We start from the raw sequence: 12,424 nt of genomic DNA, 5'->3' as shown, positions 1-12,424 counted from the left end.
TTTAATGGCACAGCTGCACTTAACTTTGTGCTGCAGTTGGCAGGTTATCATTAAAGGAATTCGCATGTGCGTAATCTACAATTGAAACCTTGTAATCTGTAGGTGCAAAACTGCTGGAAGTACTTAAAGCCATTCCCAGTTCAAAACGCAGCGGATAAGGCGTTTTCAATAAACTTCCTTCCGGGATATAAGGGAAAGTTTCCATATAAGACTGCATCACATTTGGAGCGATCCTCCTGTTGATATAAGCCCTGCTGAGCTGATAAGTATGCTGTAAACCCGCAGCACCCAATAATTCTACGGCGCTACCTACCGTCAGTTTATGGAAATTATGTACCCGTACCTTTTTATCTTCTACCACTAAACCTTTCATCAAACTTGGGTCTTGTGTGGCTACACCTGTCGGACAGGTATTACTGTTACACTCCAAAGCCTGAATACAACCCAGGGCAAACATCATTCCCCTTGCAGAGTTACATAAATCTGCACCAAGGGCGATGTTTTTTACCAGATCGAAACCTGAAGCCACTTTCCCTGAAGCAATAATCTTAATGTGCTGTTTTAAGTTAAAGCCGGTCAGCACATCATAAACAAAGGCAACGCCTTCTCTTAATGGCATTCCTACTGCATTTGAAAACTCCTGCGGTGCGGCACCAGTTCCACCTTCGCCACCATCTACGGTGATAAAATCTACATATATTCCGGTTTCAGACATCGCCTTGCAAATGGCGAAAAATTCTGATCTCCGGCCAATGCAGAGTTTAAAACCAATGGGTTTACCTTCGGATAATTCCCTAAGTTTTTGTACAAAAGCGACCAACTCTAAAGGTGTTTTAAAAGCCGAATGCGCTGGTGGAGAGATCACATCGAAACCTTCTTTTACCAAACGAATTCTAGCAATTTCAGGAGTCACTTTCTTGGCCGGCAGAATCCCGCCATGCCCAGGTTTAGCCCCTTGGGAAAGTTTTATTTCGATCATTTTTACTTGCGCTGTTTTCGCTTTTTCTCCAAAAGCTTCGAAATTAAAGGTCCCATCATGGTGACGGCAGCCAAAATAACCGGTACCAATCTGCCAGATCAAATCTCCGCCGGGCCCGGCGTGGTAATCACTGATTCCACCTTCTCCGGTATTGTGGGCGAAGTTTCCCAGTTTTGCCCCTCCATTTAACGCCAGAATTGCATTCTGACTTAAAGAACCAAAACTCATGGCCGATATGTTATAAATACTCGCAGAATAAGGCTGCTTGCATTCAGGGCCACCAACCAATACTCGCGGATCTTCATCTAATTCGGTATGACTGATCGCTGCGATGCTATGGCTTAGCCATTCATACCCATTTTCATAAACATCGAGCTGGGTTCCAAATGGAATCGTATCATTCTCCCGCTTTGCACGCTGGTAAATGAGCGATCGGTTTAACCTGCTGAAAGGTTTTCCATTGGTATCACTTTCTACAAAATACTGGTATACTTTTGGACGAAGGTCTTCCGCCAGATACCTTAATCTACCCAATACCGGATAATTTCTGACTATACTGTGCTTGGGCTGATATAAATCATATATACCAAGCAGAATGATTGGGCCAATAAAAATAAATGCCCAATAAAAAGGTGGCCAGGCGAAGCTGATCATCAGCGTAGCACTCACCAAAAATGCAGCAATTGCGATAAAAGCTTTTCTCATAAAGGATAATTTAATGAAAACATACCATTACAACAACAATAAACCAAAATCGGTATAAAGATTGTGTAAATTTACACATGCTCATAAAAATCTATCCTGAAAATCCAAATCCCAAGGCAATTGAAGAAGTTGTTGAAGTCTTGAAAAAAGGAGGCATCATCATTTATCCCACCGATACTATTTATGGATTAGGCTGCGACATTACCAATCAAAAAGCAGTAGAGAAAATTTGTCGACTACGTGGCATCAAGCCTGAGAAGGCTAATTTCTCGTTCATCTGCTCTGATTTGAGACACATCTCAGATTACGTCAAACCGATAGATACCGCTACTTTCAGGGTCTTGAAGAAAGCCCTTCCCGGCCCCTTTACTTTCATTTTCAATGCGAGCAACAATGTGCCCAAGCTACTGAGTTCTAAAAAGAAAACAGTAGGGATCAGGGTACCGGACAATGACATTGCCAGAGAAATTGTGAAAATGCTGGGAAACCCGATTTTATCGACCTCTATTAGGGACGATGATGAAGTGATTGAATATTCTACAGATCCGGAATTAATCCATGAAAAATATGAAGACAGTGTGGATCTGGTAATTGATGGTGGTTACGGTGATAATGAACCTTCTACAGTAGTAGATTGTACTTCCGGAACCTTTGAAATTATCCGTGAAGGTAAAGGCGATCTGGAAAGTCTCCTTTAAACTGTTGCCTAACTCCAGCTCGAATCTTATCTTTAGCACATGGCGAAACTATTAAATTTACAAGCATTCAGGGATTTTTTCCGTTCCGGACAAATTGGGGGAGTTATCCTGCTGGTTTGTGTAGCAATCTCTTTATTTATCGCAAACTCCTCTTTTAGTACAGGATTTGCAAATCTGCTGACTACCGAATTAGGCATTAATTTTGGCAGCACCAGCATCTCTTATACCGTATCTGCATGGATCAATGATGCTTTAATGGCTGTATTTTTCCTCTTGGTAGGTCTGGAGATCAAAAGAGAACTACTGGAAGGAGAGCTGTCCTCTTTGAAGAAAGCCTCTTTACCTGTTATTGCTGCATTAGGTGGAATGCTGGTTCCCGCTGGAATTTACTTTGCATTCAATACAGGATCTCCTACTGCGAGTGGATGGGGTATTCCAATGGCTACTGATATTGCCTTTGCACTGGCCATTATTTCTATGCTGGGCAAGAGCGTACCTACCTCTTTAAAAGTATTTTTAGCAGCCTTAGCCATCGTAGATGACCTTGGTGCCATTCTGGTGATTGCCGTTTTTTACACCAGTGAGGTTCATTTTGATTACTTATTAATGGCGGCAGGCGTGTTGGCCGTCTTATTCCTGTTCAATTATCTGAACTTAAAAGCCTTATATTTTTACCTGATTCCAGGTGTCTTCCTTTGGTATTTTATCCATCATTCCGGTATTCATGCGACTATTGCAGGGGTATTATTAGCTTTCACTATTCCTTGCAACAAGACAAATATTGAATCTCCGCTGGAAAAACTTGAACACCTGTTAAACGGCCCGGTAAATTACTTTATCATGCCCATCTTTGCCCTGGCAAATACAAACATTACTTTTCAGAAAGAGATGTTAGGTGGATTGGTTTCGCCGCTTGGAATGGGAATTATCCTGGGCTTATTTGTCGGAAAAACAATAGGGGTGACTTTATTTTCATGGGTGGCGGTAAAGCTCAAACTAGGGACTTTACCTTCCAGATCCGGTTGGAAGCACATCATCGGATTGGGGATGCTTGCCGGAATCGGTTTTACCATGTCGATCTTTATTTCCCTATTGTCTTTCAGCGACGAGATGCACGTGACGGAGGCCAAATTTGCCATCCTCTGTGCCTCCATAATTGCTGGATTAGCAGGTTTTATCTACCTGAAATCCATCCACAAAAAGAAAGCGCTTACGGCTTAAATGTTTTCATAAATTCTTTTACACTACCGGATACATCATCGGCTTTCAGGCTTTTCACAAAGGCAGTCCCGATGATGGCTCCGTTAGCATACTGACAAGCTTTATCAAAAGTTTCTTTGCTGCTGATGCCGAAACCAATCATAGTTGGGTTCTTTAGCTTTAAATCTGCAATTCTGGAGAAATAAGCTTCTGTACCTTCTGATACGCTTAAATTTTGTCCGGTGGTTGCAGATGACGACAGCAGGTAGATGAAGCCATTGCTTAAACCATCGATCTTTTGAATTCTTTCCGGCGCAGTCTGAGGCGTAACCAGGAAGATATTGGTTAAGCCCTGTGCTTTAAAATCTTCTGCATATAATTCTTCGTATTCCGCCATTGGAAGGTCAGGAACAATACAGCCGTCTACTCCTACTTCTGCACATGATTTGCAAAAGTTAGCTACGCCATATTGTAATAGAGGATTGACGTATCCCATTAATAAAACAGGGATACTCACAGTTTTACGCAGGTCTTTCAATTGCTCAAATAACAATTTAAGCGTCATTCCTGCATCTAAAGCCGCTTTACTGCTGGCTTGAATCACTGGTCCATCGGCAACAGGATCTGAGTATGGAAATCCGATTTCCAATAGGTCTGCACCAGATCTTTCCAGCTCCTCTGCAATGGCCACTGTATCCCCTAAGTTCGGGTAACCCGCAGTATAATAGATGGATAGTATGTTTTTTTTCTCTTGAAATAACTTATTAATTCTATTCATTGCTGTTCTTATAATCCAAAATACTTCATATAGGTATCCATGTCTTTATCTCCCCTTCCGGACAAACAAATCACTACATTTTCTTTACCTGTAAACTCCATTTTCTCTAAATATGCCAGGGCGTGTGCACTTTCAATTGCAGGAATAATTCCTTCCAATTGTGTCAATAACAAACCTGCTTGTAAAGCTTCATCGTCCGTTACGGAAACGTACTGACCTCTATGGGTCTTGAACAAATGCGCATGCTGAGGGCCAACACCAGGATAATCCAAACCTGCAGACACAGAATAAGGTTCAATCACCTGTCCGTCTTCTGTTTGCATCAGAATGCTTCTGCTCCCATGTAATACACCTTCTTTCCCTAAAGCAGTGGTTGCTGCAGAATGTCCGCTGTCTACCCCTTTTCCGGCAGCTTCAATTGCGATCAATTTTACGTTTTCATCGTTAATGAAATGATAGAACATCCCCATGGCATTGCTTCCACCACCTACACATGCCAATACGTAATCAGGCTGATCATTACCGGTCTGCTCCAATAATTGTTTTTTTGTTTCTTCCGAAATGATCGATTGAAAAGTAGCCACCATATCGGGATAAGGATGTGGGCCAACTACAGATCCGATGATATAATGGGTATCGATTGGATTATTAATCCAGTCGCGCATGGCCTCATTTGTCGCGTCTTTCAATGTTTTACTGCCAGAAGTAGCAGGAACCACCCTTGCACCCAGCATTTTCATTCTGGCCACGTTTGGTGCCTGACGCTGGATGTCAATTTCGCCCATATAAACTACACATTCCAGTCCGCGTAACGCACATACAGTAGCGGTGGCTACACCATGCTGTCCTGCGCCGGTTTCTGCAATGATGCGTTTTTTTCCTAAACGCTCTGCCATTAAAATCTGACCAATGGTATTGTTGATTTTATGTGCTCCGGTATGGTTCAAATCTTCTCTTTTCAAAAAGATATTGGTTCCATACTTTTCAGATAAGCGTTTTGCCAGGTACAATGGCGAAGGCCTGCCGACATAGTCTTTTAACAGTTGATGAAACTCCTTTTGAAAGCCTTCATCAGCGATAATTTCCAGGTATCTGGTTCTTAACTCCTCTACATTAGGATACAGCATTTCAGGGATGTACGCTCCTCCAAAATCTCCAAAGTATCCCTTTTCGTTTACAAAATAGTTCATAATCTTGTTCTTATTTCTTTTATTGATCCTGACCTCATTTTTAATTACAGATATGATCCAGGATCATTTTTATGGGTTAACTGGCCTTTATTTAATGTATTAATTAGGGCATCAGTTTATAACAATTTGCTTTTAAATACTTTCAGTTGTTCCAGGTCTTTTAACCCTGGTTCTATTTCAAACTTGCTATTTACATCAATAGCAAACAGCCTGTGGTCTACAATGCTATTCAACATTTCTGCACTTTCAACACCTATTCCACCGCTTAAAAAGTAAGGTAGATCCAGGGTATAGTTTGTCAGGAGCTGCCAATCAAACTTTTTGCCTGAACCGCCATGATCCGGGGTCTGTGTATCAAATAAAAAGTAATCTACAGTTCCTAAGTATAGATTCAACCGACTAAAATCAAAAGCCTCGCTGATACCAAAAGCTTTGATCAGCTGTACTTTTCCAATTGTTTCAGTTTTTTCACTTGCTTTTGTTCTTACAGCTATTGAATTTGCATTTGGCTCAGCTGAATCTGATGCCATCATTTCGCTTAACCTAACTTTCAACTCCCTGCAATATTCCGGACTTTCTGCACCATGTAACTGCAGCGCATTTAGTTGGTATTTATCAACTAGGCTGAGCACTGTTTCCAGAGTTTCATTCACAAAAACGCCAGTTCTCTTTATGTTTTCAGGTAAGGCTGCCAATACTTCCGGTAACACGTCGCCGGCATATCTTTTAGAGCCTTTAAAAAAGATGAAACCCAGGTAATCTGGCTGTAGAGCCGCAACCTCCCTGAGGTTTTCAGGATGTAACATCCCACATATTTTCAATTGCGGAGTACTCATTACCCAATCAGGCTTTTAAAGCGTTTCAACGCGTTTTTACTGAACAATGATTCTTCGGCTTCATAGAAACAATCGGCAAAAGATTTAGTATCGCTGATGGTTTGAATAGCCAGGGCTGCATTACATAAGACCACATTGTGCTGTGCATCTGTTCCTGCTCCGTTTAATACGTTCATAAATATTTCCGCAGAAGAGACCACGGTATCTCCGCCTTTTATCAGCGCCTCATCCATCTCTTCAAAACCAATATCTGATACCTTTACTAAGGCTTCTCCCTTTTTATTGAAGACTTTATAATCGCAGGTCAAGGAAACTTCATCAAAACCATTCACCGCATGAAGAATAGTATAGTTTTTATCGGTATCCTGATATAAGTAAGCATATAAACGCGCTAATTCCAGACTAAACACACCTACCAATTGATTTTTCGGCTGTGCCGGATTACACATTGGGCCAAGCATATTGAAGAATGTTTTTACGCCAAGCTCTTTACGAATTGGAGCTACCGTTTTCATCGCGGGATTGAACAATGGTGCATGAATAAAGCAAATTCCTGAAGTATCCAGGCTTCTCTTTAATGTATCAGGATCGCTTGTAAATTTATAGCCCAGATACTCGATCACATTAGAAGAACCACAACCGGAAGACACGCCATAATTACCATGTTTTGCCACTTTATGGCCAGCACCAGCAACGACGAAAGAAGCGAGTGTAGAGATGTTAAAGGTATCTTTACCATCACCACCAGTCCCACAAAGATCAACCAGCTCATAGTCGGAGAAATCAAGTTTGACACATAACTCCAACATCGCATCTCTGAATCCCTGCAGCTCTTCCACCGTAATGTTACGCATGCCATAGGCCGTAATAAACGCCGCAATCTGTGAAGTATTAAACTCACCTAAAGCAATAGCGGTCAATATTCTTTGCGCTTCAGCTCTGCTGAAGGTCTTGTTTTCAAATAAGTGGTTTAGTATTTTCTTCATGGGTATAAAACAAAAAAGGCTGCCTTAATAGCAACCCTCAAAATATTTTTATGTAAATAAAACGTTCAGACAGGGGGTTACACTACGCTAATGCGTTGCGCCACCACCAAAGATTAAGTACGTTTGTTTGTATCATCTAAAGCAAAGATGTAATAGTTTTTAATAATTGCAAAATTTTTCTTAAAATTAGTAAGGAATTATGGCATTATTTAAACGGAAATCACAAATCGACGACGATTTAGGATTTGGTAACCAACCGGTTACCGCGAATCAAAGGTTAATGAATGCTGATGGCAGTTCTAATATCAAAAGAACTGGACTTCCATTGTTCCGAACTGCCGACACCTATAACTGGCTGATTTCCATGTCCTGGAAAAAGTTTCTGCTGATCATCCTGATTGTTTACCTGTTGGTGAACACGTTTTTCGCCTTGATCTATGTGTGGATTGGCATCGAACATTTACAGGGTGCTAGTGGAATCAATCCCAGAGATCATTTTTTTGATGCGTTCTTCTTTTCCGCACAAACGATTTCTACCGTGGGGTATGGACACATTAGTCCGGATGGTTTTATCACGAGCTGCGTGGCCGCTTTTGAGTCGATGCTGGGACTGCTGGCTTTTGCATTGGCGACAGGCCTATTGTATGGCCGTTTTTCCAGACCTAATGCCAAGATCATTTACAGTGATAAAATGGTGATTGCGCCTTATAAGGAAGGCAAAGGGCTCATGTTCAGACTGGCCAATTTACGAAACAACCAGCTGATAGAGATTGAAGTACAGGTCGTATTGTCTTACAATGAAACCGTCAATGGAAAGGTCTCACGCAGATTTTATCCACTGGAATTGGAAAGAGCGAAAATTGGTCTGCTGACCTTAAGCTGGACGGTGGTTCATCCCATTGATGAGCACAGTCCGATTTTCCAGAAAACAGCCCAGGATCTTGCCAATGCAGAAGTAGAAATTCTGGTTTTACTGAAAGCTTTTGATGATACATTTTCGCAAACTGTACACACGAGAACTTCTTACCGCGATGAAGACATTTTGCATGATGCTAAATTTTCAAATATTTTTTCCAAAGATGGCAATGGCAGAACTACCATTGATCTTTCCAAAATCGGAGCAATAGCACCATCGGATTCAGGAGATTCAGTTAAAGACCTTTAGTGCTTTGCTGCAAATTAATTCTTTGCTACAAAATCAAGAATCTTTTGGTACAGTTGGTTGCTTCCAAAGATCATCTGACTAATCATGCCTACGTGTTTTTTACCCTTGATCACATAGATCGAGCTCGGCACCTGCTCTGCAGTTAACTGCTTTTGAATGCGTTCTGATTGTATTTGTATCGCTGGATATGTTTTTTCTCCGTAAAAAATCAGATGAGGGTTCTTGATTTGCTGCACATAATTTAGTGGAGAGGCTTTGGTCCATATTTCCGGATTTTCCGTAAACGTGCGCAGGAAATTGTAATAATTATCATCGTGATCAGCCTTGCTCAGGTATTCATTCATATCCAGGCCGAAAGCATCATTTAAGATCATCCCTTTAATTTTTCCTTGATAGCCTGCAGCTTTTAAATACTGAGGATCTGCATTGATCAGTTCTGCAAGATGGCCACCGGCAGAATGTCCCATCAGGAATAGCCTTTCTGGATTTCCACCGTAACGGACGATATTTTTAGATACCCAGGTTACTGCAGCAGCACAATCAGCTGCCATTTGTGGATATTCCTGATCGGGGGCTAATCCATAATTTAGGAGGACTGCAACCAGTCCTTTACGTGCTAGATTTCTACCCAGCCACCAGTAAGTTTCCTTTTTACCACTGCTCCAGGATCCTCCATGAATGAAAATAACCACACCTTTTTTAACGACCGTATCCGCCGGATAATAGATATTCAGCTGGTTACTGACCTTCCCTTTTTCCTGAGCATAATCAACCTCTTTTTCTACCCTGATCTGGGCAGCCGAACTGAATATTTGTCCGAAGAAAGCGAATAGCATCAGTAATACCCTGGTTTTCATGTGTTATTTTATCAATGCGTTTTTCTCTCTGGTAAAGTGGTTGAACACCAATTTATCTGTCAACGCAGGTAACAATTTATTAAGCCAGACGGTTAACTTACCTTGTCCGGTCATGATTAATGTACGTTTTCTTAACGCAATGCCGTCCACAATAGTGGTTGCCACCACATCTGCAGTCACCATTTTACCTTCTTCCATACTAGTTTCCCCATGCGCAGCACCGTCTTTTGCCAATGCCGTAACACGGATATTTGAGGCGGTAAAACCAGGACAAGCTACCATCACGTGTACGCCTGTTTTTAACAATTCTGTCCTTAAAGACTCCATAAATCCATTCATCGCAAATTTTGAAGCGGAATACCCGGTACGTCCCGGCAGTCCACGGTAGCCTGCAATAGAAGATACGCCAATAATACTACCTTTGGTTTTCAAAATCTCTGGCAAAGCATATTTTGTACAATATACACTGCCCCAAAAGTTCACATCCATCAGATTTTTCAAGACAGAAAGGTCAAGGTCATTGAATAATGCACGCATCGACAAACCTGCATTATTGATCAGAATGTCGATCTTACCGAAACTGAGTACGGCTTGTTTACTCAATTCCTCACAATCCTGCTCTTTACTCACATCCGTTTGAACAGCAACTGCACGAATGCCGTATCTACTTTCCAGATCGGCAGTAACTTCGCAAAGGGTTACATATTGACGGGCAGCAAGCACAAGATTTGCACCACGTTTGGCAAATTCTTCGGCACAAGCTTTTCCTATACCGGAAGATGCTCCGGTAATGATGACTACTTTATTCTTAAAATCCATGCTGATTATTTGATTAATGAGTTTTCATAAGGCACCCTTGTAATGATAGAGCGCCCCAGGGTGATTTCGTCTGCATATTCCAGTTCACCACCAAAGGCGATTCCTCGGGCAATAGCGGTAATCGGGATTTGAAAATCTTTAAGACGTTTATAAAGGTAAAAAAGAGTAGTATCTCCTTCCATGGTAGCACTCAGTGCTAAAATCACTTCTTTAACAGGACTGGTCGCCACACGCTGCACCAGGGAATCAATAAAAAGATCAGCAGGACCGATGCCATCCATTGGAGAGATTAGACCTCCCAGCACATGGTAAACGCCAAAATATTGTGAGGTATTTTCTACAGCCATCACGTCTCTGGTATCTTCTACCACGCAAATAATTTCTTTATCACGTTTATTAGCGGTACAGATTTCACAGTGTACATGATCTGAAATGTTATGGCAAACCGCACAATGCTTGATCTCTTGTCTCAGTTTAATAATGGAATTGCCGAAGTTAGAAACCTCTTCCTGTTCCTTGTTTAACAAGTGTAATACCAAGCGTAATGCCGTCTTTTGTCCGACTCCCGGTAACTTAGAAAATTCGTTGACAGCGTCTTCGAGAAGCTTGGATGAAAAGTTCATTTTACAAATTTATATTTATCTTCCGTTATTTGATTTTTAAAATATGATTTTCTTACATTTAGCTGCTAAAAACATACTATGAGCCCAGCTATACTTTTGTCTTTTTTGATTGGTTATTTCCTGCTATTGATCGTTATCGCCTTCGCTACTTCCAAAAAATCATCAGACAATGCTACCTTTTTTATTGCAAATAGAAATTCAAAATGGTACCTGGTTGCTTTTGGAATGATTGGTACTGCTTTATCCGGTGTGACTTTCATTTCCGTTCCCGGAGAAGTAGGCGCACCTTCCGGCAATCAATTTCAATATTTTCAATTTGTACTGGGAAATGCGGTCGGGTTTATCATTATCGCAACAGTACTACTGCCTTTATATTACCGGATGAAGCTGACTTCGATTTATAGTTATATCGAACAAAGATTGGGTTTTTACAGTTATAAGACTGCTGCATCAATCTTTTTAATCAGTAGAACGATAGGTTCAGCTTTCCGCTTATATCTCGTAGTGATTGTTTTACAGCGTTTTATCTTTGACAGTTATGGGGTTCCATTTTGGGTAACCGTATTGATTTCTTTGGCCCTCATCTGGTCCTACACCTTCAAAGGTGGATTAAAAACAATTATTATTACAGATACGCTACAAACATTTTTCCTGGTATTGTCAGTTTTTCTGACGCTGTATTTCATTTGCAGCAGCCTGGATATGAATATCCCGCAAGCTTTCGAAGCCATTAAGACAAGTGGTTATTCCAAGATTTTCTTTTACGAAGACTTCATGACCAATGGCTTCCATTTCAGTAAACAGTTCATTGGAGGCGTATTTGTTACGATTGCTATGACAGGTTTGGATCAAGATTTGATGCAAAAAAACCTGAGTATGAAAACTATTGGGGAGGCACAAAAAAACATGTTTACCTTCACTGGAATCTTTGTGATCCTAAACATCTTTTTCCTGAGTGTAGGTGCTTTGTTATATATCTATGCGGCTAAAAATGGTATTGAGATTCCTTTGGATCACATCACCGGAAAACCAAGAACGGATTTTCTTTTTCCGGAAATCGCACTCAATCATTTAAGTGTAGTACCGGCCATCGTATTTATGCTGGGCTTAACTGCGGCAACATTTGCCACAACCGATTCGGCATTAACCGCATTAACTACCTCGTTCTGTGTAGATTTCCTGCACATGGATAAGAGTGAAAATGCCAATGCAGATGGAGCTGTAAAGAAAAGACACCTGGTACATATTGCGTTTTCGCTGCTGATGTTTGTGGTGATCATTATTTTCAATACTTTAAATGATGAGTCGGTCGTTAAAGGGATATTTAAAGTGGCCTCCTATACTTATGGCCCACTACTTGGCTTATATAGCTTTGGCCTTTTCATGAAGAACAGAGGACTTCATGATAAATTAGTACCTTTAGTATGTATCCTATCACCATTGATATGTTACCTGCTCAATGCAAACTCTGCCACTTTACTTGGCGGATATACATTTAGTGTGGAACTGATTCTGGTGAACGGATTGATCACCTTTATCGGACTGTTGCTGATCAGTAAAAAAACAGCATTGCAAACCAGATTTTAAG

12 protein-coding genes are annotated in these 12,424 nt (G+C 41.1%); 4 read left to right on the top strand and 8 right to left on the bottom strand.

What is annotated here, in order from left to right:
* Positions 1-19: 19 nt before the first annotated feature.
* Positions 20-1,684, bottom strand: a complete 1,665-nt coding sequence (locus tag AQ505_RS06210; protein ID WP_062547380.1) for an FMN-binding glutamate synthase family protein — start codon at positions 1,682-1,684, stop codon at positions 20-22.
* A gap of 77 nt (positions 1,685-1,761) precedes the next feature.
* On the opposite strand from AQ505_RS06210, the gene AQ505_RS06205 reads away from it, so the two are divergent.
* Positions 1,762-2,382 carry an L-threonylcarbamoyladenylate synthase gene (locus AQ505_RS06205; RefSeq protein WP_062547379.1) on the top strand — a complete coding sequence of 207 codons (621 nt, stop codon included), beginning with the start codon at positions 1,762-1,764 and terminating at the stop codon, positions 2,380-2,382.
* A 39-nt stretch (positions 2,383-2,421) separates the two neighbouring features.
* On the top strand, positions 2,422-3,603 hold the full coding sequence (nhaA, locus tag AQ505_RS06200; RefSeq protein WP_062547378.1) for a Na+/H+ antiporter NhaA: 1,182 nt from the start codon (positions 2,422-2,424) through the stop codon (positions 3,601-3,603).
* Here the strand turns inward: nhaA and trpA are convergent.
* From trpA to trpD, 4 genes are all read right to left on the bottom strand, one after another.
* Positions 3,593-4,360, bottom strand: a complete 768-nt coding sequence (gene trpA / locus AQ505_RS06195) for a tryptophan synthase subunit alpha (RefSeq protein ID WP_062547377.1) — start codon at positions 4,358-4,360, stop codon at positions 3,593-3,595. The two genes, nhaA and trpA, sit on opposite strands and share 11 nt — an antisense overlap.
* 8 nt (positions 4,361-4,368) lie before the next feature.
* On the bottom strand, positions 4,369-5,550 hold the full coding sequence (trpB, locus tag AQ505_RS06190; protein ID WP_062547376.1) for a tryptophan synthase subunit beta: 1,182 nt from the start codon (positions 5,548-5,550) through the stop codon (positions 4,369-4,371).
* A gap of 116 nt (positions 5,551-5,666) precedes the next feature.
* The gene (locus tag AQ505_RS06185) at positions 5,667-6,386 is read right to left on the bottom strand and encodes a phosphoribosylanthranilate isomerase (RefSeq protein WP_062547375.1); all 720 of its coding nucleotides are present in this window, start codon (positions 6,384-6,386) and stop codon (positions 5,667-5,669) included.
* Entirely contained in the window at positions 6,386-7,372 is a 987-nt protein-coding gene (trpD, locus tag AQ505_RS06180) for an anthranilate phosphoribosyltransferase (RefSeq protein ID WP_062547374.1), read from the bottom strand. Before trpD ends, AQ505_RS06185 begins: the two co-directional genes overlap by 1 nt.
* Before the next feature lie 199 nt (positions 7,373-7,571).
* Here trpD and AQ505_RS06175 point away from each other — a divergent pair, with 199 nt between their 5' ends.
* Positions 7,572-8,537 carry an ion channel gene (locus tag AQ505_RS06175; protein ID WP_062547373.1) on the top strand — a complete coding sequence of 322 codons (966 nt, stop codon included), beginning with the start codon at positions 7,572-7,574 and terminating at the stop codon, positions 8,535-8,537.
* Between the two features lie 14 nt (positions 8,538-8,551).
* On the opposite strand, the gene AQ505_RS06170 is transcribed toward AQ505_RS06175, so the two are convergent.
* From AQ505_RS06170 to recR, 3 genes are read right to left on the bottom strand one after another with little or no spacing between them, the layout of a single operon-like run.
* Positions 8,552-9,394 (bottom strand): alpha/beta hydrolase, encoded by an 843-nt coding sequence (locus tag AQ505_RS06170; protein ID WP_062547372.1) that lies wholly within the window; start codon positions 9,392-9,394, stop codon positions 8,552-8,554.
* A gap of 3 nt (positions 9,395-9,397) precedes the next feature.
* Positions 9,398-10,213, bottom strand: a complete 816-nt coding sequence (locus AQ505_RS06165; protein WP_062547371.1) for an SDR family oxidoreductase — start codon at positions 10,211-10,213, stop codon at positions 9,398-9,400.
* Positions 10,214-10,218: 5 nt separating this feature from the next.
* Positions 10,219-10,836 (bottom strand): recombination mediator RecR, encoded by a 618-nt coding sequence (gene recR, locus AQ505_RS06160; RefSeq protein ID WP_062547370.1) that lies wholly within the window; start codon positions 10,834-10,836, stop codon positions 10,219-10,221.
* 78 nt (positions 10,837-10,914) lie between these two features.
* Here recR and AQ505_RS06155 point away from each other — a divergent pair, with 78 nt between their 5' ends.
* Positions 10,915-12,423, top strand: coding sequence for a sodium:solute symporter (locus AQ505_RS06155; protein WP_062547369.1), 1,509 nt, complete (start codon positions 10,915-10,917; stop codon positions 12,421-12,423).
* The last annotated feature ends 1 nt before the right edge of the window (position 12,424 follow it).

Source organism: Pedobacter sp. PACM 27299 (genome assembly GCF_001412655.1).
Taxonomy (GTDB): Bacteria; Bacteroidota; Bacteroidia; order Sphingobacteriales; family Sphingobacteriaceae; genus Pedobacter.
The sequence above is the reverse complement of the archived record's forward strand: the minus strand, read 5'-3'. Positions and strand labels throughout refer to the sequence as shown.

Coding starts and splice junctions, on each gene's coding strand:
- AQ505_RS06210 (WP_062547380.1), bottom strand. CDS start 1,684: ATGAGAAAAGCTTTTATCGCAATTGCTGCATTTTTGGTGAGTGCTACG.
- AQ505_RS06205 (WP_062547379.1), top strand. CDS start 1,762: ATGCTCATAAAAATCTATCCTGAAAATCCAAATCCCAAGGCAATTGAA.
- nhaA (WP_062547378.1), top strand. CDS start 2,422: ATGGCGAAACTATTAAATTTACAAGCATTCAGGGATTTTTTCCGTTCC.
- trpA (WP_062547377.1), bottom strand. CDS start 4,360: ATGAATAGAATTAATAAGTTATTTCAAGAGAAAAAAAACATACTATCC.
- trpB (WP_062547376.1), bottom strand. CDS start 5,550: ATGAACTATTTTGTAAACGAAAAGGGATACTTTGGAGATTTTGGAGGA.
- AQ505_RS06185 (WP_062547375.1), bottom strand. CDS start 6,386: ATGAGTACTCCGCAATTGAAAATATGTGGGATGTTACATCCTGAAAAC.
- trpD (WP_062547374.1), bottom strand. CDS start 7,372: ATGAAGAAAATACTAAACCACTTATTTGAAAACAAGACCTTCAGCAGA.
- AQ505_RS06175 (WP_062547373.1), top strand. CDS start 7,572: ATGGCATTATTTAAACGGAAATCACAAATCGACGACGATTTAGGATTT.
- AQ505_RS06170 (WP_062547372.1), bottom strand. CDS start 9,394: ATGAAAACCAGGGTATTACTGATGCTATTCGCTTTCTTCGGACAAATA.
- AQ505_RS06165 (WP_062547371.1), bottom strand. CDS start 10,213: ATGGATTTTAAGAATAAAGTAGTCATCATTACCGGAGCATCTTCCGGT.
- recR (WP_062547370.1), bottom strand. CDS start 10,836: ATGAACTTTTCATCCAAGCTTCTCGAAGACGCTGTCAACGAATTTTCT.
- AQ505_RS06155 (WP_062547369.1), top strand. CDS start 10,915: ATGAGCCCAGCTATACTTTTGTCTTTTTTGATTGGTTATTTCCTGCTA.